At 48.6% G+C, this 24,048-nt stretch carries 26 protein-coding genes and 1 pseudogene; 13 read left to right on the plus strand and 14 right to left on the minus strand.

Translation table 11 applies throughout. From position 1 onward, the window contains the following. The first annotated feature begins 19 nt into the window (after positions 1-19). A complete protein-coding gene (zinT, locus tag OGY01_RS22105) occupies positions 20-664 on the plus strand; it encodes a metal-binding protein ZinT (RefSeq protein ID WP_502873423.1) in 645 nt (214 codons plus the stop codon). A 70-nt stretch (positions 665-734) separates the two neighbouring features. Here zinT and ycaC read toward each other — a convergent pair whose 3' ends face one another. Then, a complete protein-coding gene (gene ycaC, locus OGY01_RS22110; RefSeq protein WP_045441920.1) occupies positions 735-1,361 on the minus strand; it encodes an isochorismate family cysteine hydrolase YcaC in 627 nt (208 codons plus the stop codon). Positions 1,362-1,611: 250 nt separating this feature from the next. On the opposite strand from ycaC, the gene leuE reads away from it, so the two are divergent. The 4 genes from leuE (at position 1,612) to OGY01_RS22130 (ending at position 3,845) form a co-directional block, all read left to right on the plus strand. After that, positions 1,612-2,250 (plus strand): leucine efflux protein LeuE, encoded by a 639-nt coding sequence (leuE, locus tag OGY01_RS22115; RefSeq protein WP_045441923.1) that lies wholly within the window; start codon positions 1,612-1,614, stop codon positions 2,248-2,250. A 175-nt stretch (positions 2,251-2,425) separates the two neighbouring features. Next, entirely contained in the window at positions 2,426-2,788 is a 363-nt protein-coding gene (yeaR, locus tag OGY01_RS22120) for a DUF1971 domain-containing protein YeaR (protein ID WP_045441926.1), read from the plus strand. A gap of 3 nt (positions 2,789-2,791) precedes the next feature. Continuing rightward, the gene (locus OGY01_RS22125) at positions 2,792-2,974 is read left to right on the plus strand and encodes a DUF1869 domain-containing protein (protein ID WP_045441929.1); all 183 of its coding nucleotides are present in this window, start codon (positions 2,792-2,794) and stop codon (positions 2,972-2,974) included. Between the two features lie 226 nt (positions 2,975-3,200). After that, positions 3,201-3,845 carry a hypothetical protein gene (locus tag OGY01_RS22130; protein WP_045441932.1) on the plus strand — a complete coding sequence of 215 codons (645 nt, stop codon included), beginning with the start codon at positions 3,201-3,203 and terminating at the stop codon, positions 3,843-3,845. A 54-nt stretch (positions 3,846-3,899) separates the two neighbouring features. Here the strand turns inward: OGY01_RS22130 and fdhF are convergent, their stop codons facing one another. Next, positions 3,900-6,047, minus strand: coding sequence for a formate dehydrogenase subunit alpha (fdhF, locus tag OGY01_RS22135; protein WP_286493714.1), 2,148 nt, complete (start codon positions 6,045-6,047; stop codon positions 3,900-3,902). A 360-nt stretch (positions 6,048-6,407) separates the two neighbouring features. Here fdhF and OGY01_RS22140 point away from each other — a divergent pair, with 360 nt between their 5' ends. After that, on the plus strand, positions 6,408-6,656 hold the full coding sequence (locus tag OGY01_RS22140) for a GlsB/YeaQ/YmgE family stress response membrane protein (RefSeq protein ID WP_045441938.1): 249 nt from the start codon (positions 6,408-6,410) through the stop codon (positions 6,654-6,656). A 49-nt stretch (positions 6,657-6,705) separates the two neighbouring features. Here OGY01_RS22140 and yoaJ read toward each other — a convergent pair whose 3' ends face one another. From yoaJ to OGY01_RS22155, 3 genes are read right to left on the minus strand one after another with little or no spacing between them, the layout of a single operon-like run. After that, entirely contained in the window at positions 6,706-6,780 is a 75-nt protein-coding gene (gene yoaJ, locus OGY01_RS22145) for a protein YoaJ (protein WP_099530266.1), read from the minus strand. After that, positions 6,780-6,881 (minus strand): YoaK family small membrane protein, encoded by a 102-nt coding sequence (locus OGY01_RS22150; protein WP_144243066.1) that lies wholly within the window; start codon positions 6,879-6,881, stop codon positions 6,780-6,782. The genes yoaJ and OGY01_RS22150 overlap by 1 nt, the downstream gene beginning before the upstream one ends. A gap of 47 nt (positions 6,882-6,928) precedes the next feature. Then, positions 6,929-7,954 (minus strand): sensor domain-containing diguanylate cyclase, encoded by a 1,026-nt coding sequence (locus OGY01_RS22155; protein ID WP_286493716.1) that lies wholly within the window; start codon positions 7,952-7,954, stop codon positions 6,929-6,931. Between the two features lie 187 nt (positions 7,955-8,141). Between OGY01_RS22155 and OGY01_RS22160 the strand changes: the two genes are divergently transcribed. Beyond that, a complete protein-coding gene (locus tag OGY01_RS22160) occupies positions 8,142-8,390 on the plus strand; it encodes a putative hemolysin (protein ID WP_045441944.1) in 249 nt (82 codons plus the stop codon). A gap of 7 nt (positions 8,391-8,397) precedes the next feature. Here OGY01_RS22160 and OGY01_RS22165 read toward each other — a convergent pair whose 3' ends face one another. Beyond that, positions 8,398-8,745 carry a DUF488 domain-containing protein gene (locus OGY01_RS22165; protein WP_045441950.1) on the minus strand — a complete coding sequence of 116 codons (348 nt, stop codon included), beginning with the start codon at positions 8,743-8,745 and terminating at the stop codon, positions 8,398-8,400. A 210-nt stretch (positions 8,746-8,955) separates the two neighbouring features. Here OGY01_RS22165 and OGY01_RS22170 point away from each other — a divergent pair, with 210 nt between their 5' ends. After that, positions 8,956-9,663 (plus strand): CTP synthase C-terminal region-related (seleno)protein, encoded by a 708-nt coding sequence (locus OGY01_RS22170; protein ID WP_286493717.1) that lies wholly within the window; start codon positions 8,956-8,958, stop codon positions 9,661-9,663. A 36-nt stretch (positions 9,664-9,699) separates the two neighbouring features. On the opposite strand, the gene OGY01_RS22175 is transcribed toward OGY01_RS22170, so the two are convergent. Further along, positions 9,700-10,887, minus strand: a complete 1,188-nt coding sequence (locus OGY01_RS22175; RefSeq protein ID WP_045441954.1) for a CynX/NimT family MFS transporter — start codon at positions 10,885-10,887, stop codon at positions 9,700-9,702. Positions 10,888-10,986: 99 nt separating this feature from the next. Between OGY01_RS22175 and OGY01_RS22180 the strand changes: the two are divergent. Then, positions 10,987-11,833, plus strand: a pseudogene (locus OGY01_RS22180) (AraC family transcriptional regulator). On the opposite strand, the gene OGY01_RS22185 reads toward OGY01_RS22180, so the two are convergent. From OGY01_RS22185 to dgcJ, 3 genes are all read right to left on the minus strand, one after another. Beyond that, complete coding sequence (locus tag OGY01_RS22185; RefSeq protein ID WP_045441958.1) at positions 11,762-12,208, minus strand: DUF441 domain-containing protein; 447 nt, start codon at positions 12,206-12,208, stop codon at positions 11,762-11,764. The pseudogene OGY01_RS22180 and the gene OGY01_RS22185 overlap by 72 nt on opposite strands. A gap of 148 nt (positions 12,209-12,356) precedes the next feature. Next, positions 12,357-12,860 (minus strand): YbaK/prolyl-tRNA synthetase associated domain-containing protein, encoded by a 504-nt coding sequence (locus tag OGY01_RS22190; RefSeq protein ID WP_045441960.1) that lies wholly within the window; start codon positions 12,858-12,860, stop codon positions 12,357-12,359. Between the two features lie 45 nt (positions 12,861-12,905). Continuing rightward, on the minus strand, positions 12,906-14,396 hold the full coding sequence (gene dgcJ / locus OGY01_RS22195) for a diguanylate cyclase DgcJ (protein ID WP_045441963.1): 1,491 nt from the start codon (positions 14,394-14,396) through the stop codon (positions 12,906-12,908). A gap of 175 nt (positions 14,397-14,571) precedes the next feature. On the opposite strand from dgcJ, the gene OGY01_RS22200 reads away from it, so the two are divergent. Next, on the plus strand, positions 14,572-15,342 hold the full coding sequence (locus OGY01_RS22200; protein ID WP_045441965.1) for a class I SAM-dependent methyltransferase: 771 nt from the start codon (positions 14,572-14,574) through the stop codon (positions 15,340-15,342). Positions 15,343-15,381: 39 nt separating this feature from the next. Here OGY01_RS22200 and OGY01_RS22205 read toward each other — a convergent pair whose 3' ends face one another. Both OGY01_RS22205 and yeaG read right to left on the minus strand, forming a co-directional pair. Continuing rightward, complete coding sequence (locus OGY01_RS22205) at positions 15,382-16,665, minus strand: YeaH/YhbH family protein (protein ID WP_045441968.1); 1,284 nt, start codon at positions 16,663-16,665, stop codon at positions 15,382-15,384. Positions 16,666-16,788: 123 nt separating this feature from the next. Then, the gene (yeaG, locus tag OGY01_RS22210; RefSeq protein WP_045441971.1) at positions 16,789-18,723 is read right to left on the minus strand and encodes a protein kinase YeaG; all 1,935 of its coding nucleotides are present in this window, start codon (positions 18,721-18,723) and stop codon (positions 16,789-16,791) included. Between the two features lie 433 nt (positions 18,724-19,156). On the opposite strand from yeaG, the gene OGY01_RS22215 reads away from it, so the two are divergent. Together OGY01_RS22215 and OGY01_RS22220 are read left to right on the plus strand one after the other, a co-directional pair. Continuing rightward, positions 19,157-19,900, plus strand: coding sequence for a MipA/OmpV family protein (locus OGY01_RS22215; RefSeq protein ID WP_045441974.1), 744 nt, complete (start codon positions 19,157-19,159; stop codon positions 19,898-19,900). Between the two features lie 291 nt (positions 19,901-20,191). Next, the gene (locus OGY01_RS22220) at positions 20,192-21,046 is read left to right on the plus strand and encodes an aldo/keto reductase (RefSeq protein ID WP_045441977.1); all 855 of its coding nucleotides are present in this window, start codon (positions 20,192-20,194) and stop codon (positions 21,044-21,046) included. A 58-nt stretch (positions 21,047-21,104) separates the two neighbouring features. Here the strand turns inward: OGY01_RS22220 and OGY01_RS22225 are convergent, their stop codons facing one another. Further along, a complete protein-coding gene (locus OGY01_RS22225; protein ID WP_045441980.1) occupies positions 21,105-21,989 on the minus strand; it encodes a D-hexose-6-phosphate mutarotase in 885 nt (294 codons plus the stop codon). A gap of 268 nt (positions 21,990-22,257) precedes the next feature. Further along, a complete protein-coding gene (gene gapA, locus OGY01_RS22230; RefSeq protein ID WP_045441983.1) occupies positions 22,258-23,253 on the minus strand; it encodes a glyceraldehyde-3-phosphate dehydrogenase in 996 nt (331 codons plus the stop codon). 341 nt (positions 23,254-23,594) lie between these two features. Here gapA and msrB point away from each other — a divergent pair, with 341 nt between their 5' ends. Beyond that, a complete protein-coding gene (gene msrB, locus OGY01_RS22235) occupies positions 23,595-24,008 on the plus strand; it encodes a peptide-methionine (R)-S-oxide reductase MsrB (RefSeq protein WP_286493718.1) in 414 nt (137 codons plus the stop codon). Positions 24,009-24,048 lie beyond the last annotated feature (40 nt).

Raw genomic sequence — 24,048 nt, forward strand, 5'->3', positions numbered from 1 at the left:
TGAGGGTGAAATTTTGGCTATTCGTTTTGAAAAACTGGCAGTCGTTCTGGGGATGCTTTTAGCCAGTGGTCAGGCTCTAGCTCATGGTCACCATTCCCACGGTGCACCGATGACAGAAATAGAGCAAAAAGCGTCAGAAGGTGTTTTCGATGATAAAAATGTCAAGGACAGGTCGCTGAGCGACTGGGATGGCATGTGGCAGTCTGTATACCCATATCTGGTTAGCGGTGAACTTGATCCGGTATTCAAAAAGAAAGCGGAGAAGGACAAAAGCAAAACGGCGGATGAGATTAAAGCCTATTACCGTAAAGGTTATGTAACCAATGTGGACACCATCGGCATTGAGGATGGGGTGATGGAATTTCATACCGGTAATCAGGTTGAATCGTGCAAGTATGATTATGCCGGATATAAAATATTGACTTATCAGTCAGGTAAGAAAGGCGTTCGCTACCTGTTTGAATGCAAAGATGCCGGCAGTAAAGCACCAAAGTATGTTCAGTTCAGCGATCATATTATCGCACCGCGCAAGTCGAGCCATTTCCACATATTTACCGGTAATACCTCACAGGCGGCTTTGCTTGAAGAGATGGACAACTGGCCGACGTATTATCCGTATCAGCTAAAAGCGGCAGAGGTCGTTGACGAGATGCTGCATCATTAATTTGCGCGACGACCATTTATTTAAACCCGCCGACAATGGCGGGTTTTGTATAAAAAGTGTCACTTGCGAATTATTTTTCGGATGTCAGCGTGGTATAGCTGGTCATGAGGTTGCGGTAGTCAGGAATATGGTTGGAGAACAGGGTTCCCAACCCTTCAATATCATTACGCCAGTCGCGGTGTAGTTCACAGGCCAGACCGAACCAGGTCATCAGTTGGACGCCGGCGGAAGACATACGATTCCATGCGGAGTCACGGGTCAAAGGATTAAACGTGCCAGACGCGTCAGTGACCACAAATACATCAAATCCCGCTTCAATTGCGGACAGCGCAGGAAACGCAACGCACACTTCCGTTACAACCCCGGCAATGATCAACTGCTTTTTGCCCGTCGCTTTAATCGCTTTGACAAAATCTTCATTATCCCAGGCGTTAATCTGCCCTGGACGAGCGATGTAAGGGGCTTCAGGGAACAGCGCCTTCAGCTCGGGTACCAGTGGCCCGTTAGGGCCTGTTTCAAAGCTGGTGGTCAGAATGGTGGGTAGCTTGAAGTATTTCGCCAGATCGGCCAAAGCCAGTACGTTGTTTTTGAATTTGTCTGGATCTATGTCACGAACCAGAGACAGCAAACCCGTTTGGTGATCAACCAGCAGTACGGCAGCCTGATCTTTATCAAGACGTTTATAAGCAATAGTCATTTTTCTTTCTCCAGGTGATGAAAGGGCGCCTCGGAAGGCTTGAGTTATGGATAAACATTAGTGGCTGAGCTGGGTATTGGGTAGGCGCAAAAATGAGTTTCATCGTTGCAAATCTGGAACGAGAAAAATAATGCTGCAATATAGCTGCAACAGAGAGCATTATTCTCAACCATTCCTTTCCATCGCACGGCGCATTCGTTAGCATATTGTCTCGCAGTAAGTGCATGTGTTTTTTCAGGAAGAGGTTAACGTGTTCGCAGAGTATGGAGTTCTGAATTACTGGACGTATCTGGTCGGTGCTATTTTTATCGTGCTGGTGCCGGGACCCAATACGATATTTGTGCTGAAGAACAGCGTCGGACGTGGAGTAAAGGGGGGATATCTTGCAGCAAGCGGTGTGTTTATCGGCGATGCTGTATTGATGTTTTTGGCTTATGCAGGTGTCGCTGCACTGATCAAAACAACGCCTGTTTTGTTTAATATCGTCCGTTATCTCGGCGCTTTTTATCTGCTGTATCTCGGCGCGAAGATCCTCTATGCAACATTGAAATCGAAAAATGGTAATGCGGCGGCGGAAGAAGTTCCGTTTGGCGCGATTTTCAAGCGTGCATTAATTCTGAGCCTGACAAACCCTAAAGCGATATTGTTTTATGTTTCGTTTTTCGTGCAGTTTATTGATGTCAATGCGCCGCACTCAGGGCTGTCATTTTTTATTTTGGCCATCACGCTTGAGATAGTGAGCTTTTTCTATCTGAGCTTCCTTATTTTCTCTGGCGCGTTTGTGACGCAATATATTCGCACGAAGAAAAAACTGGCTAAGATTGGCAACTCTCTTATCGGTTTGATTTTTGTCGGTTTTGCTGCGCGTCTGGCTACGCTTCAGTCATAATGCCACTGGCCCGCTGTTGGCGGCGGGCTTTCAAAATTCCCCGCTCCTGCTTATTAATTGTGAAAACCCGCAGTAACCAATAAATGGTATTTTAAATATATATTTTGAGGCGTACCCTGTTCACAGCAGCGATTCAATAAAGGTCGCTGGTTGTCGACTGGAAAAGGGAAGAAAAATGCTTCAAATTCCACAGAATCATATCCATACACGTTCAACTCCGTTCTGGAACAAAGAGACCGCGCCTGCCGGAATTTTCGAACGCCACCTTGATAAGGGAACCCGTGCCGGGGTATATCCTCGACTTTCGGTTATGCAGGGGGCGGTCAAATATCTCGGATTCGCGGATGAGCACAGCCCGGAGCCAGAAGAAGTGATGATTATTGAAGCCGGTCAGTTTGGCGTTTTTCCGCCGGAAAAATGGCACAACATCGAAGTAATGACCGACGACACCTATTTTAATATCGATTTTTTTGTTGCGCCTGAAGTCCTGATGGAGAGTGCTAATCAACGAAAAGTCGTGCGTACCGGTAAGGAGTAAATCATGGGTAAAGCAACCTATACCGTCACCGTCACTAACAACAGCAATGGCGTTTCTGTTGATTATGAAACTGAGACACCGATGACGTTGCTGATCCCAGATGTGGCAGCTGAAGTCGTCAAAGACCTGGTGAATACCGTACGTTCATACGATACCGAAAATGAGCATGAAGTCTGTGGCTGGTAACATTACACATACTGTTACTGGTTAATTTTGTGGTCCTTTCTGTAAAGCCGCAACGCGTTGTGAGAGCGTGTTGCGGCTTTTTGTCTTTATAAATTAACCAGTTCCATCATTGGTTATTTATGAAACAACATTAAGAAAACCTTAAGAAATACGCATTCATTGCTAATAGCCAACTATTCACAAGGGTTATGATCGTAAGCCAGACACTGAAAAGAACACTGCGCTTATGAAATTTGATACCCGACTTACATTACCTTCAATCATTCTTGGACTGATTGTCGTGGCGATCCCGTTCACCGCAAACTGGAATCTGCCTCTGCTTAACGGCCTTGTTGTCCGAAGCATTGAGAACGGGCAAGCGTTATGGTTGCTGTTTGGTGCTGTATTTACCGCACTGTACATTCGGCCCTTATCCCGTCCTGAAGGTGGGAAGCAATTTTGGTTATGGGCGACGGTGTGGTGGTTAGTATTGCTGGGAAGAAGTACCAGTTGGGGACGTGATTACTTTCCTGAATATCCAAAGCTTGTATTCCGCGCCATCTCTGTGGTTCTAATCGCCATGATTATACTACCCGTACTGATCTCGAAACGCTTACGTCAGGAAATCGCGCGACGCTTTCGTGAGGAACCGCTGCCGATCTGGTTGCTGGTGATTACGGTATGTGCGTTTTTGATTTCCGACACCGTGGAGCACCATCGTCTGCTGGCACCGCTATTCCTGCACAATGCGCATTATGGCGATCTTATTGAAGAACTGTATGAAATGCCGTTTATGGTGGGGTTATTTTTTATTAACTTCGGCTTTATGCACCGTGATAAGCAGGAAGAGTATGCGTCTGTTCACGTAGGCAAAGCGCAACTGGCCGAGTGACAGGACATGCAGCCTGAGTCCGGAAAGTAAGACTCAGGCTGGTTTTACTACCGCTTACTCAATGGCTTCGCACAGACGTGACTTCATTTCGCTGTACGATTGCGCTGCGTAGTTCTCCGCCCAACTTTGATCGGCAATGTGTTCAATATTCACCGCACAATATTTGGTTTCCGGCGTTTTAGAGATAGGATCCAGGTTATCCTGCGTCAGCTCGTTACATGCGCCAATCCACCATTGATAGGTCATATAAACCGTTCCGCGATTGATGCGCTCTGAGACATCCGCCCGGCTGATCACTTTCCCGCGACGAGAACTGACCCATACCAGATCGCGATGACGGATCCCGTGTTTTTCTGCGTCACTGGCATTGATCTGTACATAGCCAGGCTCATCTGCCAGCGCTTGAAGTGCCGCGCAGTTACCTGTCATAGAACGACAGGAATAATGCCCGACTTCTCGCACGGTACATAACACCATCGGATATTTTTCATCAGGGACTTCTGCCGGCGCCCGCCATTGTGCGGCAAACAGTTTGCCTTTGCCGTTGGCGGTATCAAACTGGCTGTTTTCGTACAGATAGGGGGTGCCTGGATGATCGAGATCCGGGCAAGGCCACTGGACGTGTCCCATATCGCCCATTTTTTCGTAGGTAACACCGTAGAACAATGGGCACAGTTCGCGCATCTCATCCCAGATTTGCTGGTTATTTTGATAGTGCATTGGATAGCCCATTTCGCTAGCCAGCAGACTGATAATTTCCCAGTCGCGTTTCACATCTCCGCCTGGTTCTATGGCTTTTTCAAAACGCTGGAAGCCACGGTCAGCACAAGTGAAAACACCACCATGTTCACCCCATGAGGTAGCAGGCAAAATAACGTCAGCCATTTCCGCCGTCTTGGTCATAAAGATATCCTGCACAACGACAAAATCGAGTGCGTTGAACCCTTCGCGAACCAGACCCAAATCGGCTTCGGTCTGCAGCGGATCTTCCCCCATGATGTAGTAGGCTTTGACTTTGCCTTCTATTGCCAGGTGTGGGACTTCAGTGATTCGTGTACCGACCTTGTCATCCATCAGATTGACGTCAATACCCCATGCTTTGGCAAATTTCGCCCTTACTGCAAAATCGGTCACGTCCTGGTAACCCGGGAACTGGTTAGGCAGAACCCCCATGTCACACGCGCCCTGGACGTTATTTTGTCCACGCACCGGACCGACGCCAACATTGGGACGTCCCAGGTTCCCGGTCAGTAGCGCCAGGGATGATAGTCCACGTACAACGTCAACGGCCTGCCCAAATTGCGTTACTCCCATCCCCCACATGACGGTGGCAGAAGGGGCTGATGCAAATGTGCGCATCGCCTGACGCACCTGTTGTGCAGGAACGCCAGTTAAGTGCTCAACGGATTCCGGGGCATAATCCTTAACGGTTTCCCAGTAGGTTTCCAGACCCTCAGCATGTTTTTGCACATACTCACGATCGTAGAGTTGCTCTTCAATGAGAACATGGCCGAAGGCATTTACCAGCGCCATATTACAGCCGTTTTTCAATTGAAGATGCTGGTCTGCAATACGTGCTGTTTCAATACGGCGAGGGTCGCACACAATAATTTTAGCGCCATTCTGACGCGCTTTGATAACCCTGCGGGCCACAATCGGGTGAGAATCTGCGCAGTTATAACCAAAGATGAGCAGGCATTTGGAGTTTTCAATGTCGCTGATGGAGTTACTCATTGCACCATTGCCTAACGTTTCTTGCAGGCCGGCGACGGAAGGGCCGTGGCAGACGCGGGCACAGCAATCGACATTGTTGGTATGGAGCACGCCGCGGGCGAATTTTTGCATCACATAATTGGTTTCATTCCCGGTACCACGGGAAGAGCCCGTTGTCATAATGGCGCGGGGACCATAGGCGTTTTTGATTTCGGATAAGCGTTTGGCGGTGTAACGAATGGCTTCATCCCAACTAACGGGCGTGAATTTTCCACCTTTTTCATAGCGGATCATCGGGCGAGTCAGACGGGGGGTCAGAAGGCGAGTGTCGTTAAGGAAATCCCAACCATAGTAGCCTTTCAGGCATAACTGATTTTGATTTGTTACACCCTCTGCGGCTTCGGCGCGGATGATTTTGTTATTTTCAACAACAAGCTTGAGCTTGCACCCGGCCCCACAGTATGGGCAAACACTGGTGATTTTTTTCATCAATAACAGACCTGTTAAAAGCTGAAATAGCGCGAATTGTAGACGAAGCCACGCGATTGCATCGCGGACTACGATTTGTCGTAGCGACGGGCTGTATAAGCATAAAGTGTGCCATAAGTGAAAACGCAGTTACGGCAAGGGCTGGCTCCGAAAATTGGATGAAAATGACAGTCGATTCGACATTAATGACGATAAACGTCAGATAAAAAACAGTGGATCTGACTGTTTAAACCGGTGAAACATAAGAAAAAGATGAAAATCAAAAGTGATTAAGATCACAAATTTTAATTTTTCAGGTCTATGCTATGCTTTTATACGGCGAGTAAATCGTTCACGTAAAAACATAAGTGAGGAAAACAAATGGGTATTATTTCATGGATTATTTTCGGTCTTATCGCTGGGATTTTGGCAAAATGGATTATGCCGGGTAAAGATGGCGGCGGGTTCTTTATGACCATTATCTTAGGGATTATCGGTGCTGTTGTTGGTGGGTGGATCAGTACACTCTTCGGTTTTGGTAAAGTTGATGGCTTCAACTTTGGTAGTTTTGTCGTTGCGGTTATCGGTGCGATCGTTGTTTTGTTTATCTACAGAAAAATCAAAAGCTAGGTTAAGAAACAGACAACAAAGGCCACATATCGGTGGCCTTTATTCTGTGTTACCACCAGCCCAGTTCCGTCCCCAGCACCACAATAATGGCTACCCCAATCATAATGAGCGTTGTTTTTTTCATCAAGATGCTCCCGGTGCAGCATAGCCGCCAATAAAAAACCAGGATAAGAAAACGACCGCGGAAATGAAAATGATAATGGGGAATATAATACCGAGTCGCATGCTCTTATCTGCCAGAGTTATTTAAAGATGAGCCAGAATAGCAGGGCTTAATGCGTGACAAAAGTGGTTTTATCCTGACGCTTTTTATCCTGGTACATTGCGCCGTCTGCAATGTGTAGCGCGCAGTTCACGTCGGTCTCCTGTGGGTCTATTTCCACAACGCCCAGGCTGGCACCAGGATAGAACAGCTGGATATTCCCCAAATGGTAGTCGCCGCAAATTTGCTGTCGTAAATGATCCTTCACTCTCTGCAGACGGTCACGTTGTTCTATTTCATCTTCTTGTGACATCCCGGCAACCAAAAACTCGTCACCGCCAAGCCGACCGAGAATATCATTCTCACAACATCCAAGACGCAAGCGTCGACCGACCTGGATCAGAAACTGATCGCCAACTTCATGTCCAAACCGGTCATTGATGAGTTTGAAATCATCTAAATCGATATAGGCAACGACAACCTTGTGTTTCAGATGACGGGCAAGTGAAAAGAGGGTTTCCATATTTTCAAAAATAGCCCGACGATTAGGTAACCCGGTTAATGCGTCAGTATAGGAGTGCGCAATCAGCGCGGCGTTTGCTTCACGCAGTTGAGCAACCAGTGATTCTTTTTGAATAGACTGGGCGATAAGACCGGCAAACAGATGCAGCACTTGTTCACCACGTTGGCTTAGCGTCTGCTGTTGTCGGCTGGTGGCGCAAAGCGTACCGTAGAACGTGCCATCCGGCAGATGAACCGGGGTGCTCAAAAAAGTGGTGATCTCCAGAGCCCGAGCTGCGCTACAGTCAGGCCAGCGTGCTGGCACGTTATCGCTGTACAGGCAGTTTTCTTCTATAGCACGTTTGCACAATGTTTCATCCCACGGCACGGATAGCCCTTCGGGGATCTGCATCTGCTTGCTGTTACGCGCATACAGAATATGCTGCAGGCGGGCATCTAAATCGACTTTAGTTAAATAGGTCGATTCCATGTCAGTCACCACTTCCAGCATTTCCAGAAGTTGCCGAACCAGACTCTCAACAGACTGCTCAGTGGCTAAAGATTGTGAGACTCGGGCGAGGATCATGTCCGACATGAGATCTAAGTACTCCTGGGTACTGATAAGGGCGATATTGGTCTGCATGATAAAACATCACTGTGAAAGATGAAACATGCCACACTGGTCATAATGCAAACATCAGATTGAAACAGTTCAGTAAAACATGGAGATGGACTGGAAGTAGGGGTAATCTGCCGGGATAACATTCTGAACAGGAGTTAACATGAAATCCGGGTTTATCGTATTGGCAGGTATTCTGGTACTGGCTGGATGTAAAACGCAGCCTGAAGCGCCAACCCCACCGAAAATTGGCATGGCAAATCCTGCTTCTGTGTACTGCGAACAAAAAGGCGGCTCGCTGATTGCAGTTCAGACTCCGCAAGGAGTACGGTCTGACTGTAAATTACCCGGCGGGGAAGTCATTGATGAATGGGCGCTCTGGCGCAGGGATCATCCGACTGCCGGGCAGTGATGGCCAGTCACCATTGACGTAGCCACTCAGCAAGGACGAGCGCGTGGTTTTGCTGCGTGTTTTTTGCTGCATACAGCAGGGTTAAGGTTTGCTGACGCGCAATCGCAGCGAGTCGCTGGCCTTCCTGCTGTTGCCGGGCGAGTTCTGCGCGGTATTGCTCGGAAAAGTGTTCAAAATCAATCAACTCTGCGTGGAACGCTTTACGTAAGTCTGATGATGGAGTGAGAAGTTTATTCCACTCGTTGAAGGCCAGATCGGTTTTTTTTATCCCGCGCGGCCACAATTTATCCACCAGAACTCGATAGCCATCACTCTTTTCTGCCGGATCATAGACGCGTTTACACTGAATATTCATCTGTTTCCCTCTACGCAATACAGTCTGTTAAGAAACCGCGCTTGTCATTTTCTGGCTGTTTGTTACGGTCAGATAAGATCACTAAAACGTGAGCATTATAGCATTTTGAATATGCACACTCCCAATTTAAGGGATTGTGATAACAACAAAAAATCAGTAGGCTGAGGCTCCTTATGTTGTCCCTTATTGCTCTGACATAAGGAATTTCTTATGGAAATGTCTCCTGTGAAAGATACGCTTCGTATTGCGCTGGTGGGCGATTACAGCCCTGAAAATGTGGCGCATCAGGCTATTCCCCTTGCAATCGATGATGCTGCCGCTGTTCTCGAATTGATGGCTGATTATGACTGGTTAACTACCGCTGATATCAGTAGTAGCGAAGATCTGGTCGGCTATGATGCTATCTGGGTCGTACCCGGTAGCCCGTACAAACACCCTGAAGGCGCGTTGATTGCGATTCGCTACGCTCGTGAAAACAGCATCCCTTTTCTTGGAACCTGCGGCGGTTTTCAGCATGCTATTATCGAGTATGCCCGTAACGTTTTGGGCTGGAGCGATGCCGCCCATGCAGAAACCGATACTGAAGGTCGCATGGTGATCGCACCGTTAGCTTGCTCACTGGTTGAAAAGACCGACGATATTGAACTGCGGGCAAATACGCTGATCGCAAAAGCCTACGGACAAGATATTATCTCTGAGGGATATCACTGCAATTATGGCGTATCTCAGGCATTTGCCGTCGAGCTTGAACGAGGTGATTTTCGTGTGACGGGCTGGGATGAAGCCGGTGATATTCGTGCTATTGAGTTAGTGACGCATCCTTTTTATGTTGGCACGCTTTTTCAGCATGAACGCGGAGCGCTGGTGGGAAAACCGGTTCCACTTGTCCAGGCGATGCTGCGCGCGGCTCGCGAGTAAAAGGAGGGCAGGTTTAACATTAACCTGCCCGCTGCGTTATGAGGTAGCTATCTCCCGATTGCTACCAGCACAAAATCCAAACACAGCCATCACTGTTGCTAACAGGGCGACGCCGATCAACGGTATTTGCCAGTTACCGTTGAGGTCGTGAATTTTGCCCATCAGGGGCGGTCCGCATGCGGCCAGTAAATACCCAACAGATTGCGCCATGCCGGATAAGGCAGCAGCCTGATGTGCTGAACTTGCACGCAGGCCGATGAAAGTTAATCCCAGAATCATCGATGCCCCTGACCCAAAGCCAAACAGAAGGGTCCATAGCACCGCCCGGTCGGGCATCAACCAGAAACCAGCAGCACCGATAGCGCACATTAGGGCGACCAGGGCGGCGATGGCCCGCTGATCTTTAAATCTGTACAGGATCAGGGGGATCAGTATTCCCGGCGCGGCGGTGGCTAATTGCAGTAAACCGTGCAGCGATCCGGCCTGAGCTTCACTGTAGCCATGGCTAATCAAAATGGCGGGTAACCAGCCAATTACCACGTAATAGATAAGTGAGTTGATCCCCAGAAACAGAGTTACCTGCCAGGCAAGACGGGAGCGCCAGATAGCGCGGGAATGCAGCGCACGTGAGTTACTCATCGTGGCATGGGCTTTCTGGCGCCACTGCGGCAGCCAGATAAACAGAGCCAGCAGAGGAAAGGCCATTAACATCAACAACGCGCCACGCCAGCCGAATCCGTTAAGCGCCAGTGGTACCACGATTGCTGAACCAATTGCTGCCGCTGCGCCCATCGTCAGTGAGTATGCGCCGGTGAGTTTCGCTACATGCTGCGAAAAATCGCGCTTGATTAGCCCTGGTAGCAGAACGTTTCCTAATGCTATTCCGCAGCCAATGAGGGTGGTTCCGCCAAAAAGGAACAGTGGTGAGGATAAAGATCGTATACCAATACCTGCGCAAATCAGCAGCATGGCTGCAAATAAGCTGCGTTCAATTCCCCATCGACGTGCAACGGCCGCAGCCAGAGGCGAAACCAGCGCAAAAGCGAGAAGGGGAAGTGTTGTCAGGAGTCCTGTCTGGGCGGTGGTTAACCCGTAATCAGCCCGGATAGCATCCAGCAGTGGGGCTACGCCGGTAAAGGTCACGCGTAGCGTGGTTGCGATCATCAGGATACCCGCGATAAGCAAAGCACCCTGTTTGCCGTGGGGGGAAGAGTAATGTGTCATTGTTTTCTCATGTCGTCAGGCGAGGCGATACCTTACCGTTTTTACATGATGGATGAATCAAGCTAAAATGACAGTTTATCGCTAAAATCGGACATTATTATGTTGGGACTGAGGCTGGATGGATATCAACCCGACCTGTATCACGACGCCGCTGTGGCTTTTTGTATTCAGGCCCGGGAAGACGAACTCTTTAGCCCACTGCATCAGCACCGAAAGGGTCAGTTGATTCTGGCGTTGCACGGCGCGATTACGTGTGAAGTGGAAAATGCTATGTGGATGGTTCCTCCTCAGTATGCGGTTTGGATCCCTGGTGAAATTCCACACAGTAATCACGTTACTGTTGGTGCCGGCTTATGCTTTCTGTTTATTGAACCGAATGCAGTGGTGATGCCGGAACGCTGCTGCACGCTGAAAATTGCGCCATTGTGTCGGGAACTCATTCTCTCGCTGGCATCGAAAACCGATGCTCAGCGGATGGATCCGTCAACACAACGTCTTACGCAGGTATTATTTGATGAGCTACCGCAGCAGCCGCAGGAGCAAATGCAGTTGCCGGTATCCGACCACCCAAAAATTCGTAAGATGGTGGCGACGATGGCGCAGGAGCCAGCGCAATGGCAAACCCTGGGCCAGTGGGCCAGTGTATTTGCTATGAGTGAACGTAATCTTGCCCGGCTGGTGGTCAAAGAGACTGGGCTGAGTTTTCGTCGCTGGCGTCACCAGCTACAGCTGATCCTGGCATTACAGGCGTTGATAGAGGGGCGAAACGTACAGCAGGTCGCTCAGATGCTGGGTTACGATTCGACTACCGCATTTATCACCATGTTCAAAAAAGGCCTGGGCCAGACGCCAGGCCGTTATCTGACAGGGTTGACTACTGCTTCCCAACAATCAACGAGACCAGACCCGCCGCAATGAGTGGTCCAACCGGTACGCCGCGAAATAAAGCCACGCCCAGCACAGTTCCCACCAGCAGCCCGGCGACCAGCTGCGGCTGATTACCCATCAGTGTGACACCGCGCCCACCAAGCCAGGAAACAAATACGCCGATAGCAATGGCCACCAGCGACTTCCAGTTCACAAATGAATGGATGAGCGTGGAAGGGGGGAGCGTACCGCTGGCGATTGGCGCCATCACGCCGATGGTCAGAATGATAATCCCGACGGTCAGGCCCTGTTTTTCAATCCACGGGAAGAAGGTATTCAGAGGCGTAACACGGACTATAATCAGCACCAGAATTGAAACGGCGACAGTGGTGTTATGGCTGACAAAGCCCAGAGCTGCCAGTCCGAGCAGGATCAGCAGAGTGACATCAAACATCGTAGTTTCCTTGCCAAAAAAAAAGATAAGCCTGCTTACTGTACGCGCAAACGCGTGACGGAACAGGCTTTTTTTATTGATAAAGACAATTTTTAGGCGAACGCATAAGATCGCGTTTTTATGCCGATAAACCGGTCACTATTTCTGGCTATTGTGCGCGGCGGAACTGGACTAATTCTGGTCGGGCTATGCGCAAATAATCTTTAGTATCCATGATGACCGATTTTTCCAGCATCCCGGCATTAAACGCAATCTCATTAAAGCGCTCGAATAAAAGCGGATCGGCGACCAGTTTGAGATTAGGATGAAAACTGAAGGGGGGGATGGCGCCAAACACACAACCTGTTAGCTCATCCACTTCTGCCGGGCTGGCAAGAGAAGCTCTTAAACCGCCGAGATGGCTGGCTAGCTGACTCAGGTCGGCCTGTTGGTCAGCGGACAGAATAGCCAGCACATGCTGATTGACGCCATTGCCTTTCACTTTGCATACCAGAGCTTTTGCCCCCTGACCCAGCGCAGTGCCGCGGATCTCTGACACGGCTTCGCACTTGCCGACTGCTTCATGGCTGATTACGCGGTACGTGGCGCCTTGCTCTGACAACAATGAAATCAAACGTTGATGGGTCTCATTACCTTTATTCACTTCCGTCATTTCTTACTCCTGGTACAACGATAAAAATCCTGCGCAGAAAAATTTTCACGAACGAAGGTGTTTTTTCTGTTTATTAAGATAGAGCTGAGCATCAGATGCTTTATAGGCATCATTAATGGTGTCGTTTGGTTGCATATTGTATATCCCTGCGGAAAAGCTGACTGATTTATCCGGCGCAATAATTTGTAAGTTATGGCTAATGCGTTCCAGCAGGCGAGGTGTAAGTTCGGTGGCGTAATCGATGAGAATAATACAGAACTCGTCCCCACCGAGGCGAATCGCATAGTCACTTTTGCGAATAGATGACTGAATAGCTTTTGCCAGAATGGTGATAACGCGATCGCCTTCCTGGTGCCCCAACGTGTCATTAATTGTTTTCAGTTTGTCGCAATCAATAGCGATAAATGTCACCAGTGTTCCTGCATTGACCAGTTGCTGCAACCGCTGTTCAAGCGTAGGGGTTAAAATTTTGCGGTTATAGAGACCGGTCATCGCGTCACTGATATTTTCGCGAGTTACGTTGTGATACAAACGGAAATGCATCCTGACCATATTCAAAAGGAGTACCGTTGCCAAGAGATAAAAGGCGAATATCTTCCATGACGAGACAATAAAGTACATGAAATCAAGCGATAACGTGATGCGTATTCCACCGGGTATGTCATTGATATAATGCACATACTGAAACAGATTGCTCTCGCTTTGGTTAACGATAATCTCCTTTCCCGAGCTGATATCAGACAGGGTGACGTTAAGATAACGCCATACAAGAGGACGGTCGTTGGTATAAAAAATATGTTTCAAATTCTCTTTGTTCACATCCACCATGACCACGCCTTTTAGTTTGCCGTCTGAATAGACTGGCGTTAAAAAGCTCATGACTTTTTCTTGCGTGAGGTCATCTTCGTAAATACTGGAAATGACGGTTCGGCCAGTAAATACATCGTCAATATCATTCTGATTAATTCCCAGGGTGCCTTTTTGCAAAAAGGACCAATGGTTCATGGTGAACTGGAGTGAGTTAACGAGATTGTAGAAATAGATGTAATTATTTTTTAGGTCAATGTAATAACGAAACTTGTATTCCAGCGTTCCTAACCCCTGACCGTAATCGACCAGCTCACGATTCACATTTACCGCCTGGTCGAAGGCCGGCAGCAGGAATATGTCATCAAGTTGTTCGACGCAATTACCGGAATGGGTCTGCAATGTACCGCGTAATGGAAGATAGTTATGGTTGGTGAGGTTGAGTCCATGCGTGCCGTTAACGCTCTCGAAAGCGTTGCACAGCGCTTTTCGTTGCTCGGGTGAAATACTCTCTTTGGGGGATGAAAAACGGCGCATAAGATGGGCTGCGATGCTCTGATTTGTATACTTATCATAGAGAAATGATGAATCTGCTTTCTCAATGATATACCGCATATACGCGCTCATTGCCCGATCGCTGGCAACAAGTTCGTAAACCAGAAAGGTCGATGTCAGAACAATAACGCTTACGGAGATAAAGTGCCTGAGCGCTTTATGTTGCAATTTCATAATGATTTACAGCCCTGTAAGTCAGATACTTCAGTCTATCACACGCTATACGTCCGCTCTAACGGTATGGGAATTGTCGCAGAGGTCTATTTTGTAATAAAAATCATTCGCACACTTCACCTTTGAATCTTAATGTTGTATTTATAATGCAACTTATGAAAAAGGAGACAGGCAAATGAGCACGACTGAAAAAGCGGGCCATACATTTTTAGCCAGCCTGGGTAAAACCCGTCTACGCCCAGGCGGAATTGAAGCAACTGACTGGTTGTTCAACCAGTCACAACTGACGCCTGATTGCCAGGTACTTGAGGTGGCATGCAATATGGCGACGACGGCGATAGAGCTGGTTCAGCGCTTTGGCTGTACGGTTTATGCCATTGATATGGATAAGGACGCGCTCGCCAGAGCGAGAAGTAATGTGGCTGTTCATGGGCTGGAAAATCACATCCATGTAATGGCTGCTAACGCGAGCACTCTCCCTTTTGCTGATAACAGTTTTGACGTTGTGATTAACGAAGCCATGTTGACAATGTATGCCGACAAAGCCAAGGCGAAGCTGATTGCGGAATACCATCGGGTGCTGAAACCCGGGGGACGGTTATTAACTCACGATATTATGTTCACCAGCCAAAAACTGGGTGAGGGCGATCAAAGTCAGCTAATGCAGGTGGTGAAGTCAAACGTAAGCCCGATGACCCGGCAGGGCTGGAGTGAACTCTTCCTGAATGCCGGGTTTGAGCATGTTATGCAGAAAAATGGCGAAATGTCGTTAATGTCGCCTCGCGGATTAATTCGTGATGAGGGGTTAGGTGGCGCACTCAAAATTGCATTTAACGGCTTACGTACGCATGAAAATCGGCGTCGGTTCCTTAAAATGTTTCGCTTTTTTAAATCCCAGCGACATCAATTAAATTACATCGCTTGCTGTTCGGTGAAGGGAAAATAAAAACAGGCCAGAACGTATGTTCTGGCCTGTTAGCGATATCTAATTATTGCTGGTGGTACTCTGCTTATGGAACAACTCGCGGAATACCGGGTAAATATCATCCTGGTCACGAATATGTTGCATAGCAAAGTTTTCAAAGGTCGATTGCAAATGTTCGTACTCACGCCATAAGGTTTGGTGCGCACGACGGGTGATTTCGATATAGCTATAATATCGCACCACCGGCAGCAGCTTTTTCGCCAGAATCTCATGGCACAGCGGCGAATCATCAGCCCAGTTATCTCCATCCGATGCCTGCGCCGCGTAGATATTCCATTGGGCAGGATCGTAGCGGTCTTTCACCACTTCATCCATCAATTTTAGGGCGCTGGAGACAATCGTCCCCCCGGTTTCCTGAGAGTAGAAGAACTCGTGCTCATCTACCTCTTTCGCCTGAGTGTGGTGGCGAATATAGACCACTTCTACGTTCTTGTAAGTCCGGCTTAAAAAAAGATACAGCAGAATATAAAAACGCTTTGCCATATCTTTTGTCGACTGGTCCATTGAACCGGAGACATCCATCAGGCAGAACATAACCGCCTGGCTGGAGGGATCGGGGCGTTTTTCATAATTCTTGTAACGTAAATCAAAGGTATCGATAAACGGTACGCGTTCGATTTTTGCCCGTAGTTCGGCAATCTCTTTACGTAATCGTTCTTCTTCCAGCAGCTGAACGGGTTCACTTTTGGTGATGGTCTCCAGATCGGCTTCAAGGGCGTGTAACTCCCGACGCTTACCCGCTGTCATTGCCGTACGGCGCGCCAGTGAGTTTTGCAGGGATCGCACCACGCTGATGTTGGCTGGCACACCATTAGAGGTAAAACCTGCACGATGCGTTTTGTACTCCGTTAACTGACGCTGCTGATTTTGCTTCAGATTAGGGAGGGCCAAATCCTCAAAGAGCAGATCCAGATATTCATCTTTAGAAATCTGAAACACGAACTCATCCTGGCCCTCTCCATCCTGGCTGGCCTGGCCTTGTCCGCTGCCAGAACCACCGCCGCCGCCCTGAGGACGTTCAATACGGTCATTCTGGACAAAATGGTCGTTACCCGGATGTACACGATGGCGCAGCCCCCCGCGCCCCTGATGAAACATCGGTTCGCTAATATCATCGGTCGGGATAGAGACAGATTCGCCACTATCGACATCAGTCACCGAACGCTTGTTAATGGCCTCGGAGATAGACTGCTTAATTTGCGATTTATAACGGCGTAAGAAGCGCTGACGGTTAACCGTGCTCTTGTTTTTGCCGTTAAGACGCCGGTCAATAAACCAGGTCATAAGCTCCTCCCGTGCTGCCAACTTTTCGCAGTGTGCATAGTGCCGGAAGTCGCTTACGCGCGTCCGGCCTACGCTGCATGTTTTTGTAGGCCCGGTAAGTGCAGGCACCACCGGGCATTTGCATCACGATGATTTACGCACGCGCAAATACCATTCGCACAATAAACGCACCTGTTTACGCGTGTAGCCTTTTTCCATCATACGGTCGACAAAATCGTCGTGCTTTTTCTGCTCGTCAGTCGAGGTTTTAGCGTTAAAGGATATGACCGGCAGCAGTTCCTCGGTATTCGAGAACATTTTTTTCTCGATAACCGTGCGCAGTTTTTCGTAACTGGTCCAGTTTGGATTGCGACCGCTGTTATTCGCTCTGGCGCGCAGAACGAAGTTGACGATCTCGTTACGGAAATCTTTCGGGTTACTGATGCCTGCTGGCTTCTCAATTTTCTCCAGCTCTGAGTTGAGCGACTCACGGTCAAACAGTTGGCCAGTATCCGGATCGCGATACTCTTGATCCTGAATCCAGAAGTCCGCATAGGTGACATAACGGTCAAAAATGTTCTGCCCGTATTCGGAATAGGATTCCAGATAAGCCGTCTGGATCTCTTTGCCAATAAATTCGGCGTATTTCGGGATCAGATAGCCTTTCAGGAACTCCAGATAACGTTCTGACTGCTCCTGCGGGAACTGTTCGCGCTCGATTTGCTGTTCAAGAACATAGAACAGGTGTACCGGGTTGGCCGCCACTTCGGCGTGGTCAAAGTTAAACACGCGGGAGAGGATCTTAAACGCAAAACGCGTGGACAGGCCGTTCATGCCCTCATCAACCCCGGCGTAATCCCGATATTCCTGGTAGGATTTCGCTTTTGGATCGGTATCTTTCAGACTTTCGCCATCGTAAACACGCATCTTCGAGTAAATGCTCGAGTTTTCCGGTTCTTTCAGGCGCGAAAGAATAGTAAAGCGAGAGAGCGTTTCCAGCGTGCCTGGTGCGCAAGGCGCGTGGGTCAACTCACTGTGGTTAAGCAATTTCTCGTAGATCTTGATCTCTTCGGAAATGCGTAAGCAATACGGTACCTTCACGATGTAAACACGGTCGAGGAAGGCTTCGTTATTCTTGTTATTGCGGAACGTTACCCATTCGGATTCGTTCGAGTGCGCAAGAATGATGCCGTTAAACGGCAGGGCAGAGATACCTTCTGTGCCGTTGTAGTTTCCTTCCTGAGTCGCGGTCAACAGAGGATGCAGCACTTTAATCGGTGCTTTAAACATCTCAACGAATTCCATGATCCCCTGGTTAGAACGGCACAGTGCGCCTGAGTAACCGTAGGCATCAGGATCGTTTTGGGCGTGGTGTTCGAGTTTACGAATATCCACTTTCCCGACCAGGGCGGAGATATCCTGGTTATTTTCGTCGCCAGGTTCTGTTTTGGCGATAGCAATTTGCTCCAGAATAGACGGCCAGACTTTGACGACGCGGAATTTAGTAATGTCCCCGCCGAAATCATGTAAACGTTTTGCCGCCCATGGCGACATGATCGTACCGAGATAGCGACGCGGGATCCCATACTCTTTTTCCAGGATCTGGGCATCTTCCTGTGGATTAAACAGGCATAACGGATGGTCGTTGACCGGACTCCGCTCGCCGTTAGCACTCAGGACATAAATCGGTACTCTTTGCATCAGCGATTTCAGCCGCTCGGCAAGAGACGATTTCCCACCCCCAACAGGCCCCAACAGATACAAAATCTGTTTCTTCTCTTCCAGCCCCTGAGCCGCGTGTTTCAGATAAGAGACAATCTGTTCAATCGCGTCTTCCATGCCGTAAAACTCTTCAAACGCGGGATAACGAGCGATCACCCGGTTAGAAAAGAGTCGAGAAAGTCGAGGTTCATGGGCAGTATCGACCATGACAGGCTCACCAATAGCCATTAATAGCCGCTCTGCCGCGTTGGCATAAGCACTGCGATCTTGCCGACAAGTGGTAAGAAACTCCTGCAGCGTGAACTCTTCGTCCTTGGCAGCTTCATAACGCTGGCGATAGTGATCGAATATATTCATGGTATGCCGTCCTTTCGTTTTTTAGCACATGTTAAGAGCCGTTCATATGAATAGTAGAGGCCCCTGAAGAGGTAAACTGAACGACGTCGCTGCTGAAGAAATAAGCAACTCTCATGCCATTTTGGTGGTCAGGAGATCAACGTATTCGGTGATACACCTTCTAAAATTAAGCGTAGATGGCATTTGCAAAACTTGCCTGTGTGCGCAAACGAATTTCAATGGCATATCAATAACTCATCAGCAAAAAAAGCACATCTTATGTAAAGAAATAGGGTTGGATTCATGCGGTATTCATCGTTCTGCAAGCAAAATGTCATCACTCGCAGAGAAATTAGGGGGTTACATTACGTGGCTAATACGTAAAATAGTTGGGCTGTAACGTAATGACGGTTACACTTCTGTTGCTATACATTTGAATAAGGAATTATGGATTGTGACCAAACTCAAACTTCTGGCACTTGGCGTGCTTATCGCCACTTCCTCTGTTGCGCAAGCAGAAAGCAACCTGACGCTGGGCGCAGGCGTTGGTGTGGTTGAACACCCCTACAAAGATTATGATACTGACGTTTATCCCGTTCCTGTCGTGACCTACGAAAGCGAGAACTTCTGGTTCCGTGGTCTGGGCGGTGGCTACTACCTGTGGAATGACAACACAGATAAATTATCAGTCATGGCGTACTGGTCGCCAATGTACTTTAAGCCGGGCGACAGCGATGACAGCCGCCTGCGCAGCCTTGATAAGCGTAAGAGCACCATGATGGCTGGTCTGTCTTACGTTCACAATACGCAATATGGTTTCCTGCGCACCAGCCTGGCGGGAGACACGCTGGACAACAGTAATGGTATCGTATGGGATCTGGCGTGGTTGTACCGTTACACCAACGGTGGTCTGACGCTGACACCAGGTATTGGTGTTGAGTGGAACAGCGAAAACCAGAACGATTACTACTACGGTGTATCGCGTCACGAATCTTCCCGCAGTGGTTTGCGCAGCTACGATCCTAACAGCAGCTGGAACCCGTACCTTGAATTAAGCGCAAACTACAATTTCCTTGGCGACTGGAGCATGTACGCCACTGCGCGTTATACCCGTCTGTCTGATGAAATTACCGACAGCCCGATGGTGGACAAATCCTGGACGGGTCTGATCTCAACCGGTATTACTTATAAATTCTGATTTCACTAAATGAAGAACAGATGATTACATGGAAGCCCGCAGAAATGCGGGCTTTCTGTTTTATCACCATGGGTAAGCTCCGATACTTATTTTTAAACGAGGAAAGTTGTCTTTTATTCACTGCGCGTGAATCACACTATTAACGCATATTCTGTATCTGGCTGCAGACATCTTGTCACTCATGATCCGCGTAAAAATCAGTCCAAACTATGATGGTGCAATTTGTGCACCATTACAGGACACACCCGCGTTGTTTTGCTTTACTGTGGTGCATAAACACAGGAGGGGGTGATGACAAACAAGCAGGTGATTTTTGCTCAGCAGATTGCGCTTCCGGCTATCGGGCAGGGTACATGGTATATGGGCGAGAATGCCAGCCGCCGTCGTGATGAAGTAAATGCGCTGCGGGCAGGGCTGGATCTTGGTTTACAGCTTATTGATACGGCCGAAATGTACGCTGATGGTGCAGCGGAAGAAATCGTTGGCGAGGCATTGACGGGGCGACGCGAACATGCGTTTTTAGTGTCAAAAGTTTACCCATGGAATGCGGGCGGCCAAAAAATGATTGCGGCCTGTGAAGGGAGTCTGCGTCGGCTGAACACTGACTATCTGGATCTCTATTTATTGCACTGGATGGGGGATTACTCATTTGAAGAGACCGTGAGTGCAATGGAAACATTGATTGCGCAGGGGAAAATCCGTCGCTGGGGAGTCTCTAATCTAGATTACGATGACATGCAGGCGTTATGGCAGGTTACGGGTGGGCAACAGTGTGCCACTAATCAGGTGCTGTATCATGTGGCATCGCGGGGTATTGAGTATGATTTACTCCCCTGGTGTCAGCAACAGCAGATGCCGGTCATGGCCTACAGCCCGCTGGCCCAGGCAGGGCGTTTACGCAGTGATGTGCTCACGAACACCGTGGTTAACGATATCGCGAGAGCTCGCAATGTCAGCGCCGCTCAGATTTTGCTGGCGTGGGTTATTCGTCATCAGGGGGTAATGGCGATTCCAAAAGCGGCAAACGTGGCACATGTGGAGCAGAATGCAGCCGCGCTCGCGATTACGCTGTCCGCCGACGAGCTGAAATTGCTGGATAAGGCATATCCTGCCCCGAAAGGTAAAACTGCGTTGGATATGGCCTGATTTTACCGGATGGTTGTCCGCACACTTTTTCGGTCAATCATCCGGTATTAATTATCGCTTATCGTTTAGCAACACGAATAGTTTGCGCCAGACGAGAAGGTTTCTCTGCCGTTGTTTTCTGCGTTTCGGTGGCGTAAGCAGTTTCTACGCAAACAAACGTTTTGTAACCATCATCCGGCATATCTCCCATGCTGACAGACAGCGCCGGGCCTGGGTTCCAGCCGACTACATTCAGATGGTGGTGATGCACAACGTCGATATTGCGGTTCAGTGAATCATCGTGAATGACGCTGCATGCTTCCGGGTTCAGATACACACGATCGGTACGGTCCGGGAACGTCTGGATACCATCAGCCAGTACATCTTCTTTTGCATCGTTAACTTTATCGATCAGGCGGTCGCCAAGGCCACTTACTTTCACCGCTGCGATATCTCCTACATTAAAGTAGGTGTGGAGTGCAGAAGTGGTTTCAAACTCACCATGGGCTTCCAGCTCGATCTCACAGGTTTTACCCACTTTGAAGCGTGCTAACAGCGTAAACTCATGCGGCCAAAGCTGACGCGTTTCAGCATTGCTTTGCAATTCAAATGTCAGAACAGCGCCGTTGTCATCTTCATTGTGCGCTTTCAGCGTCCAGGGCAGGTTACGGGCAAAGCCGTGAGAAGGTAGACCCTGCTGGGCAGCCGGACCGAACCACGGCCAGCAAATTGGAACACCGCCACGCAATGCGACGCCCGTCTTAAACGGTGTGTTGTTGCTGAGCCAGAGGACTTCTTCTTCGCCGTTTGGTTTCCAGGAGAGGAGATGAGCGCCCTGCAGCGCGAAAGAGGCTTTAACCTGCGGGTGATCGACAACAATGATTTCAAGATCATCAAGCTGGCGACGAGAGAGGACAGGGGTAATTTGCTCGATTACCGGAAGTGCAAAAATTTTATTAATCATTACGCAATCCTTTTTTACCCTGAATAATTCGAATTACAGGAAGTGGCAAGTGAACGACAAATTCGTCAGGAACGAATTTGAACAACCGAAGGCAACCTTCGGCCAGGACATGAATGCCCCTGATTCATCCCGATGAGCTTACTGTTGTAAGCGAACAGGGGGAGATAACGTAGCCAACACACCTGCAAGTTGAAGTATGGCGGGTATATCTTCAGGCAAAAAAAAGAGCGACCTGAGTCGCTCTTACAGATTACTGTCTCATCTCAACTTATTTGGAGATGTGAGCAATCAGATCCAGAACCTTGTTGGAGTAACCGGTTTCGTTGTCGTACCAGGATACCAGTTTCACGAAGTTGTCGTTCAGTGCGATACCAGCTTTAGCATCGAACACAGAAGTGCAAACTTCACCGTTGAAATCGGTAGAAACAACGTCGTCTTCGGTGTAACCCAGAACGCCTTTCATCGGGCCTTCGGAAGCAGCTTTGATTGCTTTCTTAATTTCTTCGTAAGAAGCAGCTTTTTCCAGACGTACGGTCAGGTCAACAACGGATACGTTCGGAGTAGGAACGCGGAACGCCATACCAGTCAGTTTGCCATTCAGTTCTGGCAGTACTTTACCTACAGCTTTAGCAGCGCCGGTAGAGGACGGGATGATGTTCTGAGCTGCGCCACGGCCGCCGCGCCAGTCTTTGTGAGACGGGCCATCAACGGTTTTCTGAGTAGCGGTGGTTGCGTGAACGGTAGTCATCAGACCTTCGATAATGCCGAAGTTGTCGTTGATAACTTTAGCCAGCGGAGCCAGGCAGTTAGTGGTGCAGGATGCGTTAGAAACGATGTCCTGACCTTCGTATTTGTCAAAGTTAGCGCCTTTAACAAACATCGGAGTGTTATCTTTGGACGGACCAGTCAGAACCACTTTTTTCGCGCCAGCAGTGATGTGCTTACGAGCGGTTTCGTCTGTCAGGAACAGGCCAGTAGCTTCAGCTACTACGTCAACACCAACTTCGTCCCATTTCAGGTTAGCCGGATCACGTTCAGCGGTAACACGGATTTTTTTACCGTTTACGATCAGATGACCGTCTTTCACTTCAACGGAACCGTTGAAACGGCCGTGAGTGGAGTCATATTTCAGCATGTAAGCCATGTAGTCAGCGTCTAACAGGTCGTTGATTGCAACGATCTCGATGTCAGAGCGTTCTTGAGCAGCACGGAAAACAATGCGACCGATACGGCCAAAACCGTTGATACCTACTTTGATAGTCATATATTCCACCAGCTATTTGTTAGTGAATAAAAGGTTGCCTGTAAAATTACAAAAACCTTACGCAGCGTCAAGCGGAATCGTGTCAATCATTGCGACAAATCAATCTGCTGCCTAAGCTTTGCGCAACTGACTCGCCTCACTCTTCCTTTGGGCTTGAAACCACATGGGGGCGGCGGCCCGAATTTTAAAGGGCAATCAAGATAAAAACGTGATTGTGATCACGATTAACAGGCTGCCATTTCGCAAGTATCAAGTTTAGAACAAAAGTTCGCACTACGGTGTTAATGTTTTGTTAGAATCTGTCTCGCGATGTGAGTATAGATAAAGTGAGATGTGAGCAAATGGCTAATCAACCTTCTCCAGAAGAACTGAAAAAAAATTTGTCCGAAATGCAGTTCTACGTGACGCAAAATCATGGGACAGAACCGCCATTTACCGGGCGTCTGCTGCACAATAAACGTGATGGCATCTACCATTGCCTGATCTGCGACAAACCGCTGTTTCGTTCAGATACTAAATACGATTCCGGCTGCGGCTGGCCCAGTTTTTACGAGCCTGTTAGCGAAGAGGCCATTCGTTACATAAAAGATACGTCACACGGTATGCAGCGCATCGAAATCCGCTGCGGAAACTGTGATGCACACCTCGGACATGTCTTCCCTGATGGTCCAAAACCTACCGGGGAACGTTACTGCGTAAATTCGGCGTCTTTGAACTTCACCGATGATGAAAATGGTGAACAAATCAAAGGCTGAGGAAACGATTCAGCAAATTATTCTACGGGAATGGATTTAA

This window comes from Citrobacter sp. Cm038 (genome assembly GCF_030333105.1).
In the GTDB taxonomy this organism is placed as follows: Bacteria; Pseudomonadota; Gammaproteobacteria; order Enterobacterales; family Enterobacteriaceae; genus Citrobacter; species Citrobacter murliniae.